Below are 23625 nucleotides of genomic sequence, written 5' to 3'. Positions count from 1 at the left end.
GCTCGCCGTTGGCGACTATCAAACCACCAGTGATTCGATAAGATAATCCAGTGTTTGATTACTACTTTCTTGGGTGTTAGTTGGAGGCAAGAAAGCGGGCGATTTGAGCCAGCCACGACTCATTAGTTCATCCAATAAGTCGTGGTAGCGGAAACTGCATTTACCTATGTACAGATTCTCGATAGAGCGGGATTTTTCGATGTTCAACGCTTGCAAGAATCCCTTCAAATAAAGGTGATCTTTTGTAAAGCCGCCACCACGATAGACACGAGTAGTCAATGAAAACGCGCTGTCCTTATCAAGATTCAAGTCATCTATTAGGTAACTGTATGTTTGATAGAAATTCTGTTCTTTCAACATTGAATCAACGGCAAGAACTCGTTTAGCCAGCATGTTAAGGCGTTCATGTGACAAATACCCTGATTTGTACTCGGCCAATATTGCTAATCCCTCTTGCGATACCGTAGAGCCCGGTAACCCTAAACGAAAAATCTTCAATGTCTGAGCACGGGCGTTATAGTTGGTCGCCATATGCACTCCAAGTTCATGCTGTACTAAACGCTCAATCTCTCGATTTGAAAAGTTCGATTTATTATTGACAAAGAGAGTTGGCGGGTTCGCAGTTACCATTGCTTTGGCTGCTAGCGTATTTGAACCGGAAACTTTACATTTCATTCTTAGATCGCGGGCGGCTTCCGCCAGTTTCTCTATCGCCTTTGTAGCGTTAACGTGCTCATGGATATCCTCATCAAGCAGTTTTGCATACAAAAGAAACCGCGCATTATCTAAATCCTGATTACTCGGACGTCCATGGTATCGCAATGCATTGTATAGAAAAGCCTCGCTACCAACCGAGGTCAGTAAATCCAACTTATCATTGAGCTTTTGTACCATATCACTATAAAGGTGGCGCATATCAGGATCGGAGATCCCCTCAATGGGTAGCCGATAAAGCTGCTGTTTAAACTCACTGACGTTAATGGGGAGTTGCCGGTAACGATAGTTTGGTTTGTAACGACTTGGTGCAGACTCGAAGCGCTTACGTTCAACATTTAGGTTGGTAGGGTTGACGTATTTTAATGTTTCTACTCCACAGGCGAGTTGGTATAACTGTTTATCGACAGCGATAAGGTTAGGTTCAATACTCGAACTCAACATGTCAGCTTTATTGATACGGCGCTTTTTATTGAACTTACGTTGAACAAATGCGCTTGTTTGGCTGAATGCTTCCTTTAAACCAGAATGAAGCGCGTCGAGCACTAATGGGAAAGGGGTGCCGGATTCTTCCTCCATAAACACTTTTTTGACCTCGGTGGGCAAAACCAAAGTGCGGTCAAAATGGGCATTAGTATGAGATATGAGGTAGCCCCTTCCTTCAAACACTGAGTCCATTTCCGCACTGGTCGTCACGTTAGGCAGAGAAACCTTCGACAGCTCTGAACAAAAACGATGCACCACCGTTCCCCAACGCTCCATATCGATTTGGGCGGTGCCAATGTTAAACACGGGTGCATCGCTTCTTTGACGTTTATAATTGTATGAGTGCAGATCAAACACCACAACGCTGTCGTGCAGTGATTCAAGTTTAGAGATGATGGCTTCATAAACGGTGTAAAACGCCGTGTGCTTTCGGTGGCTTTCTGCTCTGTGCTTCGCTCCGAGTGGTTTCTTCCAAACCAATCGATTCCACGCCGACTTATAGTATGTACTTAGCGTCAATGCGCGGTTGAGATCATACTCAAACCTTGAATCCAAACCGACGAGAGTGATTGGCTGTGAGGCAATCATATCATCAGTAAACGGGTCTTCTTCGAATAGACGCTCAGAATTCTCTAACACACAGCGATGGAGCAGTTCATCACGGAGACGCGAGCCAGCATGAATGGCGGTACAAACAACGGGAAGATACTCATCAATTTTGACTAGGCATCCGGCATCAGTAAGTTCGCCGGAAAAAGGTTGCCCTCGCTGAATCAGCGAGAGCATTTCTTTAAGAGTGTATTGCTTATGGTTCAATGTGGGCATTCTCAACAGCCATACGGAAGGTGCTCTTTCTCTGCTGTAGAAGATCTTTCGAATTGACTATATTTTCGACAAAATCAATTACCGGACGTTGAAGACGCACGCGATTCAACTTGTTGATACGCATAATGCCCCCTGGGCTCAATACGTTAACCTCAACAAGTTTGTTGTTTATGACATCTAGACCAGTGAAATAAAGACCATCACGCACGAGCTTAGGACCAATAGCCGCGCACAACCGTCTTTCTTCTTTGGTAATGCTGTGCTTCACTACGTGTCCACCTGCGTGAATGTTCGAGCGGAATTCACCACTCGCTGGCACGCGTTTCATTGCGCCAATAGGTTCTCCATTTAGCATCAAAATACGCTTATCACCTTCTTCGGCTCCTTCTATGTAGTCTTGTAAGATGACATAGTTACTTTGTTCGCCTTCTCCTATATAGAAATCAAGCAAAGAGCGGAAATTCTGCTGAGCACTTTTCTCAATGACAATCACACCGTGACCCCCAAAACCATTTAATGGCTTAAGAATCATTTTTTCACTGTCACTTTCTTCAAGTACTCGTTGTAGGTAGTCGCGATTTTTAGAAACGTGCGTCGCCGGAATGAATTCGCTCGCTGTGCCTCCCATACTGGCCGTGTACAGTTTGTTGTTAGCTAGACGTAGACCCTCAAGATCATTGATGATCAGGGTGTCATCTTTAATTGAGTCTAAAAAGTTAAGTGCAAGATTGTCCAAGGGAGGGTTTGCACGCATGAAGATGACATCGAATCCTGCCATAGGTAATCGAGCTTTAGAGAACTCGACTTGGCGGTAGAACGTAGGAATTTTATCCGAAATTTTTTGCCCTTTTTTGATGACATTACAGAAACCAAATACGGTACTGTCTCGAATAGTCAGCCCACTGGTCGAAGTAATTGCAACGGTATGCCCACGTGAAGCACACTCATGAACAAGGCGAAGTGTAGTATCGGATTCTGGGCACACGCGATCCCAAGGATACATAAGGAAACAAATGTGCATTAGTTATTCTCTACCAAATCGAAGCGATTGTAGCCATCATCAGAGACTGAGGAGTTACTATTCAAAGTGTGGAAAGGTTTTTTACTGCGAGAAAGCTTCACGTACTTCATCCAAGTACGCTCTATTTTAGTACTAGGATCTTTTTTGCCGTGAACAACGTCTAGGAAGTCAGATTCAGCTTGGTTCTCAGGTGCTAACTTACGGGTTTCAAGTCCAAGCAACGTTTTTCCAAAAAAGGTTAGGATTTCATCTTCAGCTAATGTGAAGTCTCCAGATTTAGAGAATCCATGTGAGAAATGAACGTTGTCGTAGAAGTGTGCTTTACCTTGCCGAATTTCTTGAAAAGGCATCGGAATTGTCTCAATTATACAGGGTGACTAGTATGCGAAAGATATTCGTAGAAAGAGAAAGATAACAACAAATAATTTTTGTCGTAATGATTAATTTGTTCGATTCCCTTATTGTGAGATCATCCGTCAATCAAATTAAGGGATTGAGAGCAAATCTACAAGGTCATTAATGAAGTATTTGCTTTAGTCAAGCAATCGATTGGGCTATTAAAAGTCAGAACTTCTATAAAAGTCACCTACCGGAAAAAGTTACCTACCGGAAAAATACGTTACTTCGACTCACTGTATCTGCATAGTTTTCTATTGATTAAACCCTACCCAATGCACGAATGATCTCACTCTAGAATCTCCTAACGGTGAGGAGCATTTTAAGGAGCCTTATCGATATACTGATTCTTTATTTGTGTCAATCCATTCCTTTTGAATGAGAATTTGAGGTTATTAGGGAGGCATGCCTTCCAATTGTACCGGAAGACATTTTAAGAAAAGTTTGAGTGACTTGAAGGTATTTTAAGTCACTGGAAGGTATAATGATAACTTAATCAGTTTAAGAGTCATCATGTGTACATCTAACGTGAAGTTCGGCATTTCTGACGTCAAAATGAGAGGGTGGTTTCTTCCGTTATTTAATGTATATCATTCTCACTTTTGGGATTGAATGAGTAAAAAGTGGCGAAGCGTAGGTACGATATGCTCTCTAGCTTATAGGGGGAAGGATTGAAACTGGAAGAAGCCGTCTTTACAATTCGAAGTAGACATTGTGCTTTAGCTAATTATTTAATTTAAAAAGGAATTATTTAACTGGTCGCAGAAATTTGGCGCGGATCATACTTCACTCAGTTTCAATGAATCGAGTATTATTCTGTGCTATAACTAACCCGACTATCTGATAAGAAGAATCGTGCTTTGGCTAGGGATATGAATGCAGTTTGATCGCGCTAAAAAGATCTATGAATACGCGGAGCCTAATCTGACCATTGTGGCTTTAATGGGGATAATTGGTTTTCCCGCTTATTACTTCGTCTGGACATGGCTGGCTCCGGAAAGCTATGAAAATTTAGGCTTTAGAATTGTATGTGGGTTGTTGCTCGTCCCCATATTACTTAGAGATGTTCTGCCTATCTATTTGAAGCGCTACTTACATATTTACTACGTCATATCACTAGGCGTGTGCATTCCATACTTTTTTTCCTACATGCTGTTAAAAAACGACTGGTCTATGATCTGGAGCATGTCGTTAATGTCCGGGATTTTCCTACAGATTTTACTGATTTATGACACCCGAATTGTATTTTTTCAAAGCCTTGCTGGGTATAGCGCCGCTTACGCTACCATATATGTACAAGGTGATCCTGTAACGTATTTTGAGTGGACTTTAATGCCCGTTTTCTTTTTTACGTATGCATTTGGTACGCTATTTTATTATCGAAACTTCACAGAAAATGAATCGAAAGTATCACTGGCAAAATCGTTTGGGGCAGGGATTGCCCATGAAATGAGAAACCCTTTAAGTGCAGTATACAGCTCCATTGAGGTCGTAAAACATTTACTGCCTGAACGCAGCGCTCAGCAGCTATCCGACTTTTATCCCCTTGACGCAAAAAGCTTAGATGAGATTAATGGGATTCTTGATGATTCTCTGAATGCCATAGAGCGCGGTAATGAAACAATCAACCTTTTACTGACTTCAATTGATGAGCATAAGCTTTCCACTTCCAGTTTCCGACGACATTCATTAGGGGAAACATTGGAAAGCGCAATTGAAGGTTTTCATTTTAGTAGTACAGCTGATAGAAGTTTGATTCGACTCACATTTGATGAGTCCGAACCTTTTTTCGGTAGTGATGTATTACTGCGTTATGTCATCTTCAATTTGTTGAAAAACGCACTGTATTACAAGCATCGAACAAATTTTCAGATTGACATCAAACTTGTTGTTGGAGAGGAATTTAATTCCATATTTGTAGAAGATACCGGACCAGGCATCGATAGTGACAACATCGAACAAATATTCAGTGATTTCTATACGTCTGGCAAGAAAGGCGGCTTTGGATTAGGGCTACCGTTTTGCCGCAAAGTCATGCTCGCGTTTAAAGGGTCCATCATTTGTGAAAGTGAAGTAAACAAAGGCACTCAGTTTGAACTCAGATTCCCTAAGTACGAGTCTGAGCGCGTCTTTGCTTTGAAGAGCAGTGTAATAAAAGACAAATCTCTGCTGTATCTCGGTGGGGCTGGGGAAACACTCAGTGCGCTTCAATCTCATGCTTTTTTTACGGGGTATGAGTTGACTCATAGTGACCCTGTAACCTTGGATTTAAACATAAGCAAACTTACCCAAGATGTCATTTTGGTAAACCTATCTAGTTATCAAGAAGATAAAACACGCTTCATTTCCCTTGAAAAGGCACTGTGTGGTTTTGAGGGAAAAATCGTTTACCTTTACTCCGGTAACATACTGAATTACCTGTCATTGAATCGAATACTGTCCTATGAGTTGCTTGAGGTAACCGCCTTCACAAAAGGATTAGCGACCAAGTTAGATAAGCTATTTTTTGAAGAAACAGCCAAGGGTAGTGATGCATCAAGAGTAACGAAAGGTTATAAGGGAAGCACAACCATTTTAATAGTGGACGACAATGCTTCCCTGCGGCTTTATTCGTCTACTCTTTTGGAAAGGCAGGGGTACAAAGTTCTTCAAGCCGAGAATGGTCGAGAAGCGCTACTTTTACTCAATTCGAATGATGTCAATCTCATTCTAATGGATTTAGAGATGCCAGAAATGGATGGAATAGAAACCACCGTAGCAATACGAGATAGGAAATATCAGCATAATGGAAAAGATATACCGATCATTTGCTTTACTGGTGAAAAATGCGAGAAAACGCTTAAGTCTATTTCAGAAAGCGGTATGAATGACTACATTCTGAAACCAGCATCAAAAGACGTACTGATCCAGAAAGTGTCAACTTGGATATAAATTGAGCCGGAGACAAAAGTTGGGTTACTGCGTTGGTAAGTAAAATTATCTTGCATATAACCCAACTCATTTTATTTCCTAGTTAATTAATAGTTAGAGCGTGTAAATAGAAGAATAAATTTGAATAAAGAATTCAAGTAAATTTCATATTAAGCTAACAAACCTTGTTTTTTAGCTAAATTGAAAATGTTTAATACTTTATCTAATTGTTCTTCACTGACATCACTATTAACAGAAAGTCGAATTACGCTTTTATTCTTTGGTGTCGCTGGGCTACAGAATACGGCACCAAAAATTCCGTTAAGCTCTAAGAAATCACGCACTTTTTCGGTGTTTTCTTCTGTTCCTGTTTCTACTGCAACTATTTGTGAATTACTGTTTGTTTCTATATCTAATGATTTTAATCCAGATATAAGTTTATGAGATTTATCGAATAGTCTTTCTCGTCGGTCATCACTTTTTTTAATCAGCTCCAATGTTGCTTTTAAGGCCTCCATTTCATATGGGATTATGCCCGAACTAAAAATCGCTGGTAGAGAAATAAAAGGAAGGCATTCATGTACCTTGTGATGGCACAAGATTGCGCCAGCACGGTAGGAGAACGTTTTCGCTAGGCTGACTGTAACAAAGTCCACGTTGTCTGTTAAACCGAGCTCTGCGAGCAACCCAGCACCATTGGGGCCGTGTGTGCCAATCGAGTGAGATTCGTCTACGATGATAGCGCAGTCATGATCGTTTGCTATCTGGACGAATTCTTTGAGTGGTGCAACGGTACCGTGCGTACTGTATACAGAATCAATAACTACGATGCCAGGTCCGTATTTCTTTATCTGCTTAAGTAAGTTTTTTGGCTTATTGTGTAGGAACGGGTGAATCTGACTACCCGCGTTTTGCGACCCATGCCATAAAGACATATGGGCAAAAAAATCAATATAAACGTGGGTGTCTTGGTCGGCAATCGTTTGGAGTAAACCAACGTTCGCTGCCCAACCCGATTGGGTGGTAATGCAGTGGTCGAACCCTAAGAAATCCGCAAATTTCTGTTCAAATGAGCCTTCCTCTACGACTTGGCTTTGGAATACGGCAGACATAATAGGTTGACGAGTCGCCTGACTCAGTGCATTAATTTGCCGAGCCTTAATAAAGTCGTGATTGCATATGGCTAAATAATCATTGCTTCTGAGTATGATAGAATCGTCATTAGGTTGTAAGCCTTGTACTATGTGTTTGCCGTTACTCCTAGAATAGATGTGCTTTTCGAGATATGACTCGAGTTTATTCTCAATAAAAGACGGCAGCGGTTTAGCGGTAAAATTACTCATGATATTTCTCTTCTATGGATATTTGTGAGGTCGTCTGACCCTTTTATTAATATCCCGAGAAATAGATTCGTCATTGTGCAATATTTATGTTTTTGGCGCTGATTGCAAAAAAAGCCATCCTTTATTTAACTATTTATTATCTAAAATACCCTTTAGGGAGTGTGGCTAAATAGTTTTGTTAAAATAAACAAACTATATTCCATTCGTTTTAACCATAGGTTACTAGGGTTTAGTTACCTTTAATGATAGTTCCGGCCAGTACATTTTAAGATAATTAGCAGACACCCAAACCACCAATATTGTCGCTATTGTAATTTCAAAGAATCCAAACCAATGTAACCATACCCACTGAGTGTGTTGCTCTGCAAACCATGTGGTTAATCTTTGCATAGCGATTGCACTGATTACAGAAGGAAAGGTGACGGCAGCAATCGATGGCTGAAATTTCAGCCTCATAAGCTTGAAGTAACAAAGGTAGATAAGCAGAGTCATTGTAATTGCGATACCCGATAGCGCACCGGCTAGAATGGGATCTGGATTTGGGAAATTAACTAGATAAGCAGCCAGTGAAAGGTTAACTGGTGCTGCCATTATCGCTAGGGTTGGGCGAGCTGGTCGCGGGAGCTTCCCTGCGAAAACCAAACGGTACAAAACCATTGGCAGCATAACAAAGTAGATGGCAATGCACACCATCGCCATGTTTTGTGAAAAAATCGTGTGTCCTAATGCGCTTCCAGCAAGCGTTGAGCTGATCACCCCAACTGGGTAGAGAAACCAGCTAGGGAAAATATTAGTGAACTTAAAATGGCGAATCTGAAATGAGAAAAACAGCACCATCATAGTGATATGTAAAGTGAGCGCGGCAAACCAAAGTGGATGTGCAATGGTGGGGAGTAAGATGGCGAGATAATCACATAAGACTAATAACGCCATACTCATCGGAGCCATAAGGCTTCCACGAAGTGGGTGCTTTATATCATGAAGAAACACGCTCGGAGAGGCGATATACCTAATGAGAACCGGAGTAAGGAGTAAAGAGCCAACGATGGAACAAAATGGGCGAATAACATCACTAAGCAAAGGAAAGTAAAGCGCCCACGCTTGACCAAGGCCGATAAACCCCAATGCGAGCGACGCTTGTGCTGTTGGGACATGTTGGAAGTAAATAAAGCGTTTCCAGTCCAATGATGTAATTCCTTATACTACCGAGTTCTAACGCGCGATGATTTTAGCCTATTTGTGCATATTAAAATCGCGCGAATATATGGCAACGTTTGCTACGCCGATAGCCATCAATAATGACATATCAAAGGTGCATAAATTGAGTGCGCGTATTATACCCAAGGGCTTCTAATCTGCATTGGCTACGAAGAAATAATGCGAGGTGTGCCGTTTTAGTTTTGAGTGTTTTCTCGGCTGACCATTTTAATGGCAAAAGTGTGACATTGGCAGTTTATTTAAGCGATCTTTCTGTTGAATCGTTTGCAAAATTGCCGATATGGACAATACTGAAAGTGTAGAGCAAGCATGACACTTCATTGAAGGGAGAAATTTGGCTCTACATAAAAATTTGGTAGAAAAACACGTAAAACACAGGAAATCCTCGTAAGTTGTTAGTACCCGATTGGTCGCTAATTCGCAAACTCACGATTGAGAACGAGGTCTGAGGCGTATCACGTTATGTGGTACGCCTTTTTAGTTTTTATTCTATTGCGCTGACTTATTACTATTGCTTGGGCTGAATGATCTATTAGCCTTGATCACACCAGCTGTTGGGAAGTGTAATGGTATAACATTTTGAGTATAATCCCGTGCTGGTTAAAGCTGAACAACATTTGCTCAAAGGAAATACAATGGTTCCAACGAATATTATCACTGGATTTTTAGGTGTAGGAAAAACAACGGCAATTCTCAACCTTTTAAAACAGAAGCCAGAGCATGAATCATGGGCTGTTTTAGTTAATGAGTTTGGAGAAATTGGGATTGACGGCGCACTGTTGACCGACAAAGGGGCGCTTATTAAAGAAGTTCCTGGTGGCTGCATGTGTTGTACGGCTGGTGTTCCTATGTCCGTCGGGATTACAGCATTGTTACGTCAAAAACCTGATCGTTTGATTATTGAACCGACGGGTCTAGGGCATCCTAAACAAGTCATTTCTACGCTGCTTTCCGAGCAATACAAAAATTATGTAGATTTGAAAGCAACGATTGCTCTCGTTGATCCTCGTAACTTACAAATTGAAAAGTATATAGAAAATAAAAACTTTATTGACCAACTTGCCAGTGCGGATGTTGTGATAGCAAACAAAGCCGATAAGTGTACCGAGTCGGATTTACGTTACTTTAAAGATTGGGCTAAAAAACAAAAGAACATCAAGCAATCAATAGTAACCGAAAACGGCGCTTTGGATTTTGAATTCCTCGATATTGAGAGAGCAAAATCATCGGCTCAAGCAAGCAATTCCCACTCTTCTTCTGAGGTAGAAAGAGCTGAACAACATGAGCATGCAATAGACTCACCCGAGTTCATTCTGTCACCTGATCAAACCTACTTAAGAAAGGAGAACAAAGGGCAGGGTTTTTACAGCTGTGGTTGGGTTTTCGGTTCGGAATGTGTCTTCAATTTTGAACAGCTAATGAGCATGCTGCGTGATTTAACTGCCGAGCGAGTAAAGGGTGTGATTAATACGGATAAGGGGTGCTATTCTATCAACAATGCTAATGGTGTCATTTCTGTTAATCAGATAAGCCTAGAGGGCTTTGAAACTCGTATCGAGGTCATCGACACACAGCTTATGCGCTGGGATCAGCTGGAATCTGTGTTTTTGAAGATCTGCGGCCTCGATTAGTACCATTCACGCCATATCAGCCGTTTCGAACCCACGTCAAAACGTTACTATTATACTTTTGAAACGCACTTAAGGGGCTCAGGCATCGAAAAGAGATAGCCTTGATAGAAGTCTATGCCTAATGCCATCATCGCGTTGTATTGTGCTTTTTCTTCGACACCTTCAATGATGACCTTTGCCCCAATACTTTTAGCCTCACGCACGATGTCTAATAGTGCCGTTTTATTCTCCAACATATAATTCACTAATAGGGAGCGATCGATTTTCACGATCTCCGGTTTGATCAACTGGAGTCGGTTGAAGTCGGAAGATTTGACGCCAAAATCATCCATAGCGACTTGGAAACCGGCCTCTTGCATTGCGGTAGTAGCATCAAGCAGTAGTTGGTTGTCAAAAGCGGCACTTTCTACAATTTCCATTACGATCTGTCGTGCGTTCAATCCTAACTCAGTAATCCTTTTTTCAAGCAAACTCGCTTTGATGGTCATAAAGGCATTGTATTCACCCGAAATCGGTAGAACGTTTAAAAAAAGCTTAAGATTGGCTCGTTTCGATTGCGAAAAATTCCTAACGTGAATTGCTCGGGTAAGACGATCTAGGTTGATCTTTTTAGCGATGGACACTTGTTCTGATTCAAACAGAATATCTGGGCGAATACTTTCCCCAGTTGTTTCACTTCTAAATCTCGCGAGCGCTTCGTAGGCGAAAGGTTGCAATGTTGGCGTTACGATGGCGTGAAAAGTACTCGTAATGATCAAATTGTCGTATTTTGCATAATGCAGCCCAGCATCGTCTACGAAACAATGTGTATTAAACTCTTCACGACTATTTAAAATCATAAGCAACCTAGTAGGCATTAAAGGTTAAACCACAACCATTAACAGACGTGCAATTTAAGGCAATGGATCTACTTGTATGGCAAGAACGATAACCAAATTCATTTTGTGTAAGCCTAGGTACTATATCAAATTATCAATAAGCTATTACAGTGCGTCTTGTAGGGTTTAAACAAGAGTTCATAGACGTGTCCCAAAAATGAAAATCTTTGCATTAACTAGCGGTAAAATTTTCTGGATAGAATGACGGTGACTACCTGCATCGAAACGGATTTTCAACAGTATTAGTTACAACAAAATTGTTGGCGACAAAATGCGCTGAGACAAATCATCGTTTGAAGGGGGGATTGTCGATATAAACACGGCAACTCAATTCAGAAAGTATCAGCCAACATTAAAATGACGGGCACAAATTTAGGGTGTCTCAGGGAAGCGCATTCACCTCACCATAAGTCGGCCGATTGATGGACTTAAAGTGAGGTGGTGCATTCGTTGGTAAGTGTTTATCTGAACTAATACAACTAATACAGTTTATCGCTTATTTTTTAAGTAACGTTTACGGCGTTCTTCTTTCTTTTTGACTTTTTCTTCTGCCTTTCGTTCGGCTTCTTTTTCAACTTCTATGAGCTCTTGTGTAATCATCTCTGGGCGCTCCAGAGTAATCTGACCAATAGTACCGCTTCGCAGTTCATGAAGGAGGATCTCGGATGCTTTATGTAAGTCGACGCGGCCGCCTGAGCGAAGAGCGCCTCGTTTGCGACCGATCTCTTCCATCAGTTCAATATCTGAAGTCGGCAGGTTTTCTAATTGGTAACGCTCTTTTAGAAGGTTAGGGTAATGTTCAGCCAAGTACTCGACAGTGTAAAAAGCCACTTCGTCATATTCCATCGCGGTATCTTTTACGGCACCTGTAGCGGCGAGTCGAAACCCACTGTGTGGATTTTCTACCTTTGGCCAAAGGATGCCTGGAGTATCCGACAATACGATCCCATTTTGTAAATTAATACGTTGCTGGCGACGAGTCACGGCAGGCTGATTCCCTGTTACTGCAATAGTACGACCTGCAAGTGTGTTGATGATCGTGGATTTTCCTACGTTCGGAATCCCCATAATCATAGTGCGAATATTCTTCCCCATTTGTTCGCGGTGGGGCGCTAACTTACGGCACAACTCCATGATCTTATGAACTTCTTGTGGGTTAGACGTTGTGATAGCCATGGCTTTTACGCCCTTTTCCTTTTCGAAGTGCTCTATCCAATAGTCGGTCATAACAGGATCGGAAAGGTCACGTTTGTTCAAAACCTTAACGCAGGGTTTGTCCTTACGAAGCGAAGAGATCATGGGGTTTTCAGAGCTAAAGGGAATTCTCGCATCCAATACTTCGATGATAACGTCGACTTGAGGAATGACTTCTTCGATCTCTTTACGGGCTTTGTGCATGTGACCCGGAAACCATTGAATTGACATAGAGTAAACCTAGGGGAAATAAAGAGTTTGGGCTCATTGTAAAGCCAAAAAATAAAGAGTAAAGGCAGATTGTGACGCTTAAAGCGGATTACTGCGTTAGCCAAGCCCTATAAAGTTGAAGGCAATGTCCTTCAACTTTAGATCTTCAACCGTAGAGATGACGTTAGCAAGCGTTAGTTGCCGAGCTTTCTTGTTGATTGGCGAACAACAAGTTTTGGCTGTAACAAAACTTTGCGAGGAGCGACGTCTATTATTTTTTGAAGGAATCTTGATTTGGTTTAGTAAAAGAATGCAAATTTAGTTAATAGAATGCAAAGGTTCAGGATGGGCTAAGTGGTAACCTTGAAACATATCGATATTCAAAGAGACCATGTGTTCGAATTGTTCTTTCGACTCAATACCTTCAATGACGGTTTTCGCACCGACTTCTGCGGCGACACGCAATGCAGAAAGTAGAGGTGATGCGATACCGCCCATAAAATCATTCATCAAACTCTTATCAATCTTCACTATCGAGGGGTTGATGAGTTTCACTCTATCTTTTGTTGAGGCTTGTTGACCGTAATCGTCTACGGCAATACCAAATCCATTTTGCGTCAGCAATGAAGTCACCCGAGACAACATTTGATTGTCGTTAACTTGAAGCTCTAGAAATTCGATAACAATTTGCTTTGTTCGGATTTTAAGCTCACCGAGTCTATGGACTAAAACAAAGCGGCTTAAATCGTGGAAAAGATTATGCTCAGGATCGGGAAGAGCATTGAGAAAGAGTTGTTTATTTCTATGTTTCGATTGAGCAAAGTTAAGTATGTGTATAGCTCTGCTTAGTGCCTCTACATCTATACGGGTTTCGATACAAAATGTGTTGGTATGAAAGAATAAATCGGGACGAATGGTTTCACCTGCTCGATCAGACATTCTAACCAGAGCTTCCACCCCAATGATTTCTTTGTCAGAATTGAAAATGGGTTGGAAAACACTTCTCAATACGAAATTGTCGTATTCTGCGTAATGTTCACCCGATTTGTCTTGCTTAAGGCACAGTGTAAAATTTTCTGAATTAGATAAGATCATACTTTCATACAAGCTCAAAAAAATACTAACTTCGATACGTTAATATTTAGAGTAATTAAAAATCCACCCTATTCTGAACAGATTGAGAATATTGTCAAGGCTATTTATTTTGTTATGTTAAGTATAAGTAAATCAGGTGTGGGTTGTTATAGTTATCTTGATATATATTTGTTTTTTAAGTAAAAAATCAATAATTACGATAGTTTTCATAATTATTAATAATAAGTGTGTTATAGAATTTATTTTACAAAATATAGCTCTCGTCACATTCTTTATATATTAGGCTTTTTCATAGATCAAACGTAGATCACATATGGTTATAAGTTGTACGTTATTTAATGTGTAATAAATACTAATTTCATTAATTAAAATAACTTTTTTCATTTGGATCATAAATATGATGTCATAAGATCTTACGATCCATGATTAATCCATCAATCAATGTTCGATATTTACGCATTATCTTTCATCGTGACAGTCTTTATTTCCAATATGTTTCTCGTGTGCTTAGAGTAATGGCTGTTCTACGCGTTCTATCGTGTGATCGATTTAGCGTATCTTTCTTTTGAGCGAGTGTGTTTTAGATGCGGGTGTGTTTTTCTTAGAAACCAGTATGTGAACTCCTGCATCTACGGACTAGGGATGCTTTCTTTGGCTATAAGGCGATATCAGCAAGAACGCACGGCTGTTTTAGAGATATTTAATCGACATTTTGAAAAACAATCGCACACGTGGACGATTTGTATATTATGTTGACTGAGAGAAATCGAAATCAGAGAGATACCGTTGAACAGCCCAATCACATTAGAAGCGCTACATATTCTTGATGCTATTGATAGACGTGGTAGTTTTGCCGCGGCCGCGAATGAACTTAGCCGAGCGCCATCTTCTCTTAGCTATCAAATTCAGAAGTTGGAGCAAGATCTTGACCTGGTTATTTTTGACCGCTCCGGACACAAAGCCACGTTTACTCATGCGGGGAAATTACTGCTCGAACGTGGAAGGTTGTTACTCAGTGCAGCCGAAGATATGGTTTCTGATGCCAACGTATTAGCGCATGGTTGGGAGTTGGATTTAACAATTGCTCATGATGGTATTGTCCCCGTCAATACGTTTTTTCCGTTGGTGGAACACTTAGGAGCCGTGAGTAAAACGCGTGTTAAATTGCAGGAGGATATTTTAGCTGGGTGTTGGGAATCGCTTGCGTACGATCGTGCGGATCTTCTCATCTGTCCAAAGCCAGATACCTACCCGCAAGATGTAAAAGCGGAACCCATCGGTATGATGTCGATGACTTGGGTTGCGGCTTACGATCACTATATACATCAGAGAAAAGGGGACTTTGATAATGATTCACGGAGCCATTATCGCGCTATTGTGATTGCAGATACCGCAAGGGAAGCCCCAGCACTGAGTAGAAATATTTTAGACGAGCAACCCAGATTAACGGTGACAAGTTTTCACGCTAAAGTCGAAGCGTTGATTGCGGGACTTGGCATAGGAACCATACCAACGCACATTGCAAAAGAAATGATTGAAAAGAAGCTCCTAAGAAAAATAGCAGGGACGGAAGACGACCCTGTTGAAATCGTTCTTGCTTGGCGAAGAAATAAAATGGGTAAAAGTAAATCTTGGTGTATTCAATACATCAAGAAAAACTGGAAAGTGGATTACTCATTTAAAGGTAGCCTCATATCGGCTATGCCATCTTCAAATTGAATGTCCAATTCAAACCCCATTTTTTGAGCGAGCATGATCATGCCGCGATTTGTCGGCATGGTCATACCTGACATCTGCTTGGTGCCTCTTTCTTTGCAGTATCGAATCAACTTATCCATCAACACTCTTCCCAATCCACACCCTTTGAGATCTGAGCGCACGAGAATGGCAAATTCAGCATCAAAATTTTCGGGGTCGGAAAGTACCCTTGCAACACCAATAATGCGTTTTTTGCCTTCATAGTTTTGTTGGGCAACGAAGGCCATCTCTCTATCAAAATCTATCTGCGTAAAGTTAGCTAATGCTTCGTGATTAAACTCACCGACATCACTGAAAAAACGTTTATAGAGATCGTCTTTCGATACGTTAGAGATGAACTCAGCATGATCAGGCTCGTCCTCAGGGAGAATAGGGCGTAGCAGCACTTCGCTGTTGTCTTTCAAAACAACGTACTCTTCATGCTCAACTGGATAAGGGCGAATGGCTAGGCGTTGGTGTGAATCACCGTCAAACTCTTCAATGGTTAGGTCTGCATCTAAAATTGTAAAATCGCTGCCATTGGCAAGTACTGGGTGTATATCCAGTTCCTTAATTTGCGGACAGTCTATGACCATTTGGGAGATACGGACGAGAAATTCGCTTAGTCCATCGATGCTCATCGGGTTAGGCAATTGCTGGACTCTAAGCTTGTTTCGCTTGAGGGCACGAACGATAAGATAACGAGCCAGCGTCATATTCAACGGTGGAATCGCGGCGGTCGCATCCAGTGCTTCATTCCATTCGGAACCCCCTTCCCCTAATAATATGACAGGACCAAAGGTTGGATCGGATTTGACTTTAATTCTGATTTCTTGAGCCCCAGCCCGATTAGCCATGCCTTGAACGAGTAAGCCTTGTATGCGCGCGCTAGGGTAAGTAAGGGAAACTCGGTCGAGTATAGATTGTGCAGCAGAAGCGACTTCTGCACTGTTTCGTAAATTCAGCATGACGCCTTGCACATCGGACTTGTGTGCGATGTCTGGCGAGCGAAGTTTCACCGCAACGGGATAACCGATATTCTCTGCGATATGAACCGCTTCAGATGGGTCGCTTGCTAGCCAAGTTGGTAAGGCATTGAACTTGTATTGCTTAAGTAAGAAATCTATTTGGTGCGTGTCTAAATGGGTATTCCCTTCAGATAACTGGTTATTTATCCAGTCTCTAGCAAGATCAACATCATTGTGTTCAATTTGACCGGCTGACGCTGGTGTTTCCATTAGTTGTTTCTGATTACGCCTATATTCCACCAAATGCATGAATGCAGTAACGGCGCTTTCTGGTGTTCGGTAAGTGGGGATACCAGCTTGCGTAAAAAGCTGACGTGCATCTTTGGTACTTTGTTCACCGCACCAATTCGTTAGCACGTTAAAACGTCTAGCATTTGGGTGCTTCTTGACGCAATCAATAATGGCTTGTGCGGTCTCGGTAGAATGTGCCACCGCAGATGGGCTGTGCATTATCAGCAAAGCATCAAACTCGTCACCGTCCATCAAAGTACTGATCGTATCAATATACCTTTGGCTATTGGCGTCACCGATCATATCGATAGGGTTACAACCAGACCAACTGGTGGGCAGTAAAGCTGAGAGCCTGTTGGTGGTATCCTCACTCAATTCAGCCAAATTCCCGCCTTTATCCATCAAGGTGTCAATGGCCATAATGGCGGGACCGCCACCATTTGTCACAATAGCAAGGCGTTCACCTCTAAGAGGGACGGAATGAGTCAGCGTTTCTACTGCGGCAAACAGCTCATGTGTGTTTTTTACGCGTAGCATACCAGAACGCTGTATCGCAGCATCGTATATGACGTCCAAGCTCGGTATGCTGCCTGTATGTAAGGTTGCGGCCTTTTGTCCGGCGATGGAACGACCGCCTTTTAACACGAGTATCCGGCGATTTCGGCTGGCAGCGCGCGCCGCAGACATAAAACGTCTTGCATCTTTAATGCTGTCTATGTACAACAATATCGCCTCGGTTTTACTATCGGTGCAAAGCGTGTCAAGTAGCTCATCGAAATCGATGTCCGAACCATTTCCTATTGAAATAAAAGCAGAAAAACCGATCTGCTTATCATTTGCCCAGTCCAAAACCGTGGTACAAACAGCCGCAGATTGAGAAATGAATGCGATTTTCCCAGGAAGAGCAGTAACAGGAGAAAAAGAGGCGTTGATATGGTGCCAAGGTAATATGAGCCCTAGGCTATTTGGACCGAGAATTCGTACGTTGTATCGCCTCGCCAGCTCAAGGCATTTTTCCTCATAAGACCCACCGCTACTGTCGGTTAAATGCATGTCAGAAGACAGTATAACGACAGCCCCAACGCCTTTTTTTGCGATTTGTTCAAAGATCTCAACGTTTCGGGATGCATGAGTGCATAAAATGGCTAAATCAGGGATGATTGGTAAGGATTCAACGGTAGAGTAGGCGAGTACACCGCATACAGACTGGTATTTTGGCGACACGGGCATGATAGCGCCCTGAAAGCCACCTTGGAGCAAATTGTTCATTACGATGTAACCAGCACGAGTAGGTAGCTGAGAAGCACCGATAACCGCGACCGATGTTGGACTGAGAAGCTTATTTAACCGATTCATCAACGCTCCATAAACACATAAAAAACAATTTAATAAGTACAGGCTCTAGTATATAACGATGTAATGAATGATTTCAGGATTCAACGCCAAATTCTGACGTTAACTCTTTGGGATGAAATAATATAGGGACCATTTTTTAAGCCATCGTTTAGGTCGATAACAGTGTGTGATCTATCGCAGTGTTTGGTGCCGTTCGCTTCAAATGAATAGCAAGAAAATTCAATACTCACTCCTCTAGCGTGAATATTGTGGGAATCGTCACGAGTTGAGTTACAATTAACCGGGTACTGCACTTGATTCTGCTTGAATCAATGTGCATGATTTGAAAAGAATAAATTAGCGTAAGCATGACACATGAAAAAAATTTCAATTATTAGTCTTTCAATTTTATTGGCAGCTTGTGCCTCGGATACATACGAGAAAGGGGTGACCAGTGAATCTTATAGCGAAAATTACAAAGTAGACTCGATCCAAGCGCCAATTACTCAGCAAGCGCAAATACAAGAAGTTTCGATCAGTGAAACGACGAATATGGTTGCGCAAACGACTGCATCACCAGTTGCAGTTCAAGAAGAGAAGAAAGTGGTTAAACTTGCTCCTAAACCGCAAGTTCAAAAGAAGAAGATTAAGATCCTTCCTCCAACAAATAACCAGCTGAAATCAAATCCACGCTATGGTTACACCATTCAAGTTATAGCATTGGATAGGGAAAATAAGCTCGAACAATTTGCTAGTCAGTTACCCAAAGGGCAACCAATTTGGGGGAACTATAAGCAAGTAAATGGAACAAATTGGTATACCATCCTCTATGGAGATTACGCAACGTCGGCGGAAGCTAAAGCGGCTATTGCTACTTTGCCGGAGGATTTCAAAAAGTTGAAACCTTTCCCTAAAAGCATTGACGCAATAAAAAACTCTGACTATCCAGTTATGGATAAATTGAATTAGGTTCCAATGTACGACGAAGAGGGCGAAGGCCCTTTTTTTGCGCTCAAATTTTATAAAAGTTATAAATAATGACCAGTAAGGCTTATATGCTGACCAGTTGCGCATCAAATTACCTAAAATTTACTGAATATCGGTATTCAAACCTTTAGAATAATGGCAGACAGTTTTTCATGGAAAGGCTCCATAAGATGACGAAAAAAAATATCCTTTTACTATGCGGCGGGGGATCCAGCGAACACGAAGTTTCTCTGGTGTCAGCCAATTTTATCCAGCAACAGCTCCAATTCAATAGCAGCTTCAATGTTATTCGTGTTGAAATGACAAAGGAAGAGTGGCGTCTAGACTGCGGTACAAAAACGGAGATGGATATTGCGAATTCCATGCTTAAAGGCGACGCTCACGAATTTCATATAGACTACATTGTTCCCTGCTTGCATGGGTACCCAGGAGAAACAGGGGATGTTCAGTCTATGTTTGAGCTTGCAAAGATCCCATACCTTGGATGCGGTCCAGAAGCGTGCTCAAATAGTTTTAATAAAATCACCTCAAAGCTTTGGTACGACGCGTTAAGCATTCCAAATACACCTTATATTTTCCTTTCAGACAATGACGAGCAGTCGTACCAAAAATCATTGGACGCACTCCAGAAATGGGGAACGATATTCGTGAAAGCGGCAAGACAGGGCTCATCAGTTGGTTGTTACAAGGTCACAAAAGAATCGGAACTTAGCAAAGCCATCGATAATGCTTTTTCGTTTTCAGAACAAGTTTTGATAGAAAAAGCGGTAAAAACAAGAGAACTAGAACTCGCAGCATTTGAATACCAAGGGGAACTCATCATCACCAAGCCTGGCGAGATTATGGCGCCAGAAAATGGCTTTTATACTTATGAAGAAAAATACAGTGCAGATAGCCATTCAGTTACGAAAGTTGAGGCTGAAAATTTAACGGAACAACAAGTTGAAGAAATTCGGGCGTATGCTAGAAAAGTATTTCATCATATGAGGTTGAAGGATCTTTCACGAATAGACTTCTTTTTAACAGATGATAATGAAATCTACCTAAATGAAGTCAATACATTTCCGGGAATGACTCCCATTTCAATGTTTCCAAAAATGGTTGAACACCACGGTATTAATTTCACCGATTTTTTAAGTGATGCCATCAATAAGTCACTACGTTAATCCCAAGGTTTAATCGTTACAAACTTTAACTTTTCTTTATCCGCAGTGCCTACTTTCCCCAAATATTGGGCAGGCATTGCGGGGCTCAACCATCTTCCAAAGTCTTGAATTTCTTTTAGTTTATAACCTTGAGATGCCAGTTCTGTTACCGCCCCTATACGGCTAGATTGCCCCGAGAAATGGTCATCGCCAGACAACCCTAACAATGTGCTACCTCGTCTAAAAATACGATAGATCGACGAGTCGTCCAATGTGGACTCATACAGGTTCTCGTGCTTGTCGATACGACAAAAAAGAACGTTAGTATGATTTATTTCTATCCATTTGCTAAGGGCACGAGAAGAGTTTGCACTCAACTCATACGCTTTATCACCCAAGTGAATAACGGCTAAGTTGTTTTTAAAAGCAATATTTTCAACATTCAACTTTCTAAGTTCTGAACGTTTAAGTGCGCATTCGAACATGATGCTATAGATTGCGAGATCGCGAATGTCCTTGGCTAAGATCGATGAAGAAAGCAGAATGTGCAAATCAAGTAAATACTGGCTTGTAAAAGCGTGTGCGCTTTTATTGTCACCGTGCTTTTGAAGTCGGAGTGCGCTAAGGACAAACCTGACTTGGCGATGATTGGTAGGATCTGAATAAGAATGAATTTTATGTATTGTTCCGATAGTTAGACTGCATCGTCGGATCGAAGCGAATTTCTTCTTAGAAGATTCCTTTTCGATAAATCGCTTAACGGCAGTTACAGAAGCGGGTAGGGAAGCAACCCCATTTTCTGCGCAAAAGGAAACGAAGTTATTCCAATCATTAACCATCGACTTCAATGAATTCACCGAATACTGACCATCGGTAATTTTGTCTAACTCTTCGAGGTTAACTGATCGTGAAAACAGTTTTATACTTGCAGCTCTAATTGATAAATCTGTGATAGGAGTTATATTTTTCTTCATTTTCACGCACTATAACTAAGCATATTGTTAACAATTCTACTTGCGAATCCAAAGATTACAATTATTATTAATAGAAACAAAGAGCTAAGAGTTCAATAATATGGCAACGAGTATACACCGAGGTTTTACTTTGCAGTCATCCAACGGCGAAGTATGGCAAGTTAAAATAAAAAACCGAGTACTTTCCGGAAACTTGGCTTCTGTTAAGAAAAGCATTGACTGGTGGTGTGATACTGCATCTCTAATTGATCCCAAAGAGTTTGCAACCTTAGAGGCAAGGAAAGTTGCTGCCGGAACAGAAGAAAATTACGTCGGTTTCCAATTGAAAAACGATACTGGCGCGCCTAACGCATGGTATTGCTTCTTTAATGGAAGATTAATTAAGGGTGGAAAACTCGCCATTCAAAAACACATAGATGCGCACTTGGCTGCTGCTGCCAAAAAAGGATAAAATAAAGTTCTTTGTCGATAGAATTGAGAAGTAAACATGTCCCTAGTGTATTCAACAGAAATTGGACGTATTAAGCCAGAAGAAATCAAAGAACAACGCCCTAAAGGTGATGGCATAGTTAGGATCCAGCGTCAAACTAAAGGACGGAAAGGCAAAGGTGTGTGTATTGTCACAGGGCTAGATTTAGATGATGCGCCTTTGAAACTGCTCGCAGCAGAACTAAAAAAAGTATGCGGATGTGGTGGCTCAGTAAAAGATGGCACTATTGAAATCCAAGGCGACAACCGTGACAAAATAAAAGCGCATCTTGAAAAAAAAGGTCACACGGTTAAGTTAGCCGGCGGCTAAGACTAAGACAGACAGCTTTTATTACTTAAGTAAAGCACCACAGATCAGAATGCTAGTAATCATGGCTTAATCTCCGATTAAAGTAATGATTATTAGCTATTTTATGGTAAATAGGATTATGGTTAAATAGCACGAATTTCGGCAGTGCTACCACAAATACTACAAAGAAGAGGCGAAGATTTTACGCAAGCTTAAATCATATTTAACATAAGATAGATAATGCGCACTATTATCAGTGTTAACACATATGGAGACAAAAGTAATCGATCAAAAAGAATCAGAAAATACAAGTCAAATCTTTGAGAATCAATCACATATATTCAACGAGCAATTGTCAATTAAATGACCGAAAAGAAACTGTTTGGGATAATATCCCATAAAATAGCTGATCAATGTCACATCTAACCGCGGATATCCCTATACATTTAATACTATGAATCGCATACTTAACCGAACAAACCTGTGGGTTTACTTATAGCAATATTAATGGGTATATTATAATTATGAAGAGTCGTTTCGTTCTGATTCTTGGAACTTTGATCCTGCCAGGATGTGCAACAACGCCAGATAGCAATGATGATACAAAATCAACGTTACAATCCCACATTTCTAATACGTTAAAAGACAGTATCAAATATTATCCTTACTCATGGACAACTCAAAAATTCAACGCTTATTTGCAACTGCCTTCAAACAAAGCGTTTGCGGTACATTGGAAAGGTCAGCGTGCGATGGCATTTGGTTTCGCAAGCGGTAAGCTTTCTATAGAAGCAGCCAAAAAAGAGGCTCTGTTTCTCTGTTCAGCAAGATCGACTGATCCAGAAAAATGTAAAATTGCCGCATTTGAAGAAACAGCGATAGACATCGATACCAAAGGCTACCCTGTCGAAGTATCTAGTATTAAAGATATAGAAACGTTCGATAAGTTTAACTCTAGCAATAGCCATTCAGCAATTGCAGGAAATCAACTTGGACTGCTGGGGTTTGCAAATGAAGTTCACTCGCAGTCGGAAGCGGAAGATATGGCTATGAGGCAATGCCTCAAAAGAACACATTATACTTTACCTAAATGTAAGATCATCGCTTCTAAGTAAATAGCGTTACCGACTTCTATCCTAAGATAAGGCTCCTTGTATAAGGAGCCTTTTTTGTACGCCGGAGAAAAAACTGAAAATTAATTACAGAATGTGGATAAGTTGTTATTAAGTTGGATTTTTGGTTCTTTTAGCCATAGCGTGTACTCACTGACCAGATTTCAACAGTGGCGATTATTTATAGATCCGCTAATGAGTTAATGTCTTCAACTCTTTGATATTAAAATAAAAAATAAATTTTTTAGGCGTTTATTCTGTCGTGATTTGGTTGTTTTTTATTTGCAGCTCACAATGTCACTTACCAGCCGCGTAACTGAATTTTTTAAAGGATACGTCGGAATTTAGAGTATCTATTTGGTTTTTTCGTCATTGTG

The 23625-nt window shown here is 41.1% G+C and carries 18 protein-coding genes; 8 read left to right on the top strand and 10 right to left on the bottom strand.

What is annotated here, in order from left to right; all coding sequences use genetic code 11:
* Nucleotides 1-18: 18 nt before the first annotated feature.
* From HC752_RS17225 to HC752_RS17215, 3 genes are read right to left on the bottom strand one after another with little or no spacing between them, the layout of a single operon-like run.
* Nucleotides 19-2025, bottom strand: a complete 2007-nt coding sequence (locus HC752_RS17225) for a flavohemoglobin expression-modulating QEGLA motif protein (protein ID WP_190336407.1) — start codon at nt 2023-2025, stop codon at nt 19-21.
* Nucleotides 2006-3046, bottom strand: a complete 1041-nt coding sequence (gene gshB / locus HC752_RS17220; protein WP_190336406.1) for a glutathione synthase — start codon at nt 3044-3046, stop codon at nt 2006-2008. The genes HC752_RS17225 and gshB overlap by 20 nt, the downstream gene beginning before the upstream one ends.
* A complete protein-coding gene (locus HC752_RS17215; protein ID WP_190336405.1) occupies nt 3046-3396 on the bottom strand; it encodes a DUF413 domain-containing protein in 351 nt (116 codons plus the stop codon). The genes gshB and HC752_RS17215 overlap by 1 nt, the downstream gene beginning before the upstream one ends.
* Nucleotides 3397-4318: 922 nt before the next feature.
* On the opposite strand from HC752_RS17215, the gene HC752_RS17210 reads away from it, so the two are divergent.
* The gene (locus tag HC752_RS17210) at nt 4319-6373 is read left to right on the top strand and encodes a hybrid sensor histidine kinase/response regulator (RefSeq protein WP_190336404.1); all 2055 of its coding nucleotides are present in this window, start codon (nt 4319-4321) and stop codon (nt 6371-6373) included.
* Nucleotides 6374-6522: 149 nt separating this feature from the next.
* Here the strand turns inward: HC752_RS17210 and cqsA are convergent, their stop codons facing one another.
* Both cqsA and HC752_RS17200 read right to left on the bottom strand, forming a co-directional pair.
* The gene (cqsA, locus tag HC752_RS17205; protein ID WP_190336403.1) at nt 6523-7695 is read right to left on the bottom strand and encodes an alpha-hydroxyketone-type quorum-sensing autoinducer synthase; all 1173 of its coding nucleotides are present in this window, start codon (nt 7693-7695) and stop codon (nt 6523-6525) included.
* A 222-nt stretch (nt 7696-7917) separates the two neighbouring features.
* A complete protein-coding gene (locus HC752_RS17200; RefSeq protein WP_190336402.1) occupies nt 7918-8880 on the bottom strand; it encodes a TDT family transporter in 963 nt (320 codons plus the stop codon).
* Between the two features lie 668 nt (nt 8881-9548).
* Between HC752_RS17200 and HC752_RS17195 the strand changes: the two genes are divergently transcribed.
* Nucleotides 9549-10544 carry a CobW family GTP-binding protein gene (locus tag HC752_RS17195; RefSeq protein WP_190336401.1) on the top strand — a complete coding sequence of 332 codons (996 nt, stop codon included), beginning with the start codon at nt 9549-9551 and terminating at the stop codon, nt 10542-10544.
* 50 nt (nt 10545-10594) lie between these two features.
* Here the strand turns inward: HC752_RS17195 and HC752_RS17190 are convergent, their stop codons facing one another.
* From HC752_RS17190 to HC752_RS17180, 3 genes are all read right to left on the bottom strand, one after another.
* Nucleotides 10595-11383: an EAL domain-containing protein gene (locus HC752_RS17190; protein WP_190336400.1), complete on the bottom strand. Its 789-nt coding sequence runs from the start codon at nt 11381-11383 to the stop codon at nt 10595-10597.
* A 528-nt stretch (nt 11384-11911) separates the two neighbouring features.
* Nucleotides 11912-12847, bottom strand: coding sequence for a ribosome biogenesis GTPase YlqF (gene ylqF / locus HC752_RS17185; protein WP_190336399.1), 936 nt, complete (start codon nt 12845-12847; stop codon nt 11912-11914).
* A 297-nt stretch (nt 12848-13144) separates the two neighbouring features.
* Nucleotides 13145-13921 carry an EAL domain-containing protein gene (locus tag HC752_RS17180; protein WP_190336398.1) on the bottom strand — a complete coding sequence of 259 codons (777 nt, stop codon included), beginning with the start codon at nt 13919-13921 and terminating at the stop codon, nt 13145-13147.
* 786 nt (nt 13922-14707) lie between these two features.
* On the opposite strand from HC752_RS17180, the gene HC752_RS17175 reads away from it, so the two are divergent.
* Nucleotides 14708-15640, top strand: a complete 933-nt coding sequence (locus HC752_RS17175; RefSeq protein WP_190336397.1) for a LysR family transcriptional regulator — start codon at nt 14708-14710, stop codon at nt 15638-15640.
* On the opposite strand, the gene HC752_RS17170 is transcribed toward HC752_RS17175, so the two are convergent.
* On the bottom strand, nt 15592-18273 hold the full coding sequence (locus tag HC752_RS17170; protein ID WP_190336396.1) for a bifunctional acetate--CoA ligase family protein/GNAT family N-acetyltransferase: 2682 nt from the start codon (nt 18271-18273) through the stop codon (nt 15592-15594). The two genes, HC752_RS17175 and HC752_RS17170, sit on opposite strands and share 49 nt — an antisense overlap.
* 354 nt (nt 18274-18627) lie before the next feature.
* On the opposite strand from HC752_RS17170, the gene HC752_RS17165 reads away from it, so the two are divergent.
* Nucleotides 18628-19221, top strand: a complete 594-nt coding sequence (locus tag HC752_RS17165) for an SPOR domain-containing protein (RefSeq protein ID WP_190336395.1) — start codon at nt 18628-18630, stop codon at nt 19219-19221.
* 188 nt (nt 19222-19409) lie between these two features.
* Nucleotides 19410-20405, top strand: coding sequence for a D-alanine--D-alanine ligase (locus HC752_RS17160; RefSeq protein ID WP_190336394.1), 996 nt, complete (start codon nt 19410-19412; stop codon nt 20403-20405).
* Here the strand turns inward: HC752_RS17160 and HC752_RS17155 are convergent.
* Nucleotides 20402-21358 carry a tyrosine-type recombinase/integrase gene (locus tag HC752_RS17155; RefSeq protein WP_190336393.1) on the bottom strand — a complete coding sequence of 319 codons (957 nt, stop codon included), beginning with the start codon at nt 21356-21358 and terminating at the stop codon, nt 20402-20404. The genes HC752_RS17160 and HC752_RS17155 overlap by 4 nt on opposite strands.
* 100 nt (nt 21359-21458) lie before the next feature.
* Here HC752_RS17155 and HC752_RS17150 point away from each other — a divergent pair, with 100 nt between their 5' ends.
* The 3 genes from HC752_RS17150 to HC752_RS17140 all read left to right on the top strand — a co-directional run bounded on the left by HC752_RS17150 (nt 21459) and on the right by HC752_RS17140 (nt 23251).
* Nucleotides 21459-21809: a DUF3319 domain-containing protein gene (locus HC752_RS17150; RefSeq protein WP_190336392.1), complete on the top strand. Its 351-nt coding sequence runs from the start codon at nt 21459-21461 to the stop codon at nt 21807-21809.
* A gap of 36 nt (nt 21810-21845) precedes the next feature.
* The gene (gene yciH / locus HC752_RS17145) at nt 21846-22157 is read left to right on the top strand and encodes a stress response translation initiation inhibitor YciH (RefSeq protein WP_190336391.1); all 312 of its coding nucleotides are present in this window, start codon (nt 21846-21848) and stop codon (nt 22155-22157) included.
* A gap of 503 nt (nt 22158-22660) precedes the next feature.
* Nucleotides 22661-23251 (top strand): hypothetical protein, encoded by a 591-nt coding sequence (locus HC752_RS17140; protein ID WP_190336390.1) that lies wholly within the window; start codon nt 22661-22663, stop codon nt 23249-23251.
* Nucleotides 23252-23625: the final 374 nt, after the last annotated feature.

The organism is Vibrio sp. S9_S30 (assembly GCF_014694455.1).
GTDB lineage: Bacteria > Pseudomonadota > Gammaproteobacteria > Enterobacterales > Vibrionaceae > Vibrio.
The sequence above is the reverse complement of the archived record's forward strand: the minus strand, read 5'-3'. Positions and strand labels throughout refer to the sequence as shown.

Coding starts and splice junctions, on each gene's coding strand:
- HC752_RS17225 (WP_190336407.1), bottom strand. CDS start 2,025: ATGCCCACATTGAACCATAAGCAATACACTCTTAAAGAAATGCTCTCG.
- gshB (WP_190336406.1), bottom strand. CDS start 3,046: ATGCACATTTGTTTCCTTATGTATCCTTGGGATCGCGTGTGCCCAGAA.
- HC752_RS17215 (WP_190336405.1), bottom strand. CDS start 3,396: ATGCCTTTTCAAGAAATTCGGCAAGGTAAAGCACACTTCTACGACAAC.
- HC752_RS17210 (WP_190336404.1), top strand. CDS start 4,319: ATGCAGTTTGATCGCGCTAAAAAGATCTATGAATACGCGGAGCCTAAT.
- cqsA (WP_190336403.1), bottom strand. CDS start 7,695: ATGAGTAATTTTACCGCTAAACCGCTGCCGTCTTTTATTGAGAATAAA.
- HC752_RS17195 (WP_190336401.1), top strand. CDS start 9,549: ATGGTTCCAACGAATATTATCACTGGATTTTTAGGTGTAGGAAAAACA.
- HC752_RS17190 (WP_190336400.1), bottom strand. CDS start 11,383: ATGATTTTAAATAGTCGTGAAGAGTTTAATACACATTGTTTCGTAGAC.
- ylqF (WP_190336399.1), bottom strand. CDS start 12,847: ATGTCAATTCAATGGTTTCCGGGTCACATGCACAAAGCCCGTAAAGAG.
- HC752_RS17180 (WP_190336398.1), bottom strand. CDS start 13,921: ATGATCTTATCTAATTCAGAAAATTTTACACTGTGCCTTAAGCAAGAC.
- HC752_RS17170 (WP_190336396.1), bottom strand. CDS start 18,273: ATGAATCGGTTAAATAAGCTTCTCAGTCCAACATCGGTCGCGGTTATC.
- HC752_RS17165 (WP_190336395.1), top strand. CDS start 18,628: ATGAAAAAAATTTCAATTATTAGTCTTTCAATTTTATTGGCAGCTTGT.
- HC752_RS17160 (WP_190336394.1), top strand. CDS start 19,410: ATGACGAAAAAAAATATCCTTTTACTATGCGGCGGGGGATCCAGCGAA.
- HC752_RS17155 (WP_190336393.1), bottom strand. CDS start 21,358: ATGAAGAAAAATATAACTCCTATCACAGATTTATCAATTAGAGCTGCA.
- HC752_RS17150 (WP_190336392.1), top strand. CDS start 21,459: ATGGCAACGAGTATACACCGAGGTTTTACTTTGCAGTCATCCAACGGC.
- yciH (WP_190336391.1), top strand. CDS start 21,846: ATGTCCCTAGTGTATTCAACAGAAATTGGACGTATTAAGCCAGAAGAA.
- HC752_RS17140 (WP_190336390.1), top strand. CDS start 22,661: ATGAAGAGTCGTTTCGTTCTGATTCTTGGAACTTTGATCCTGCCAGGA.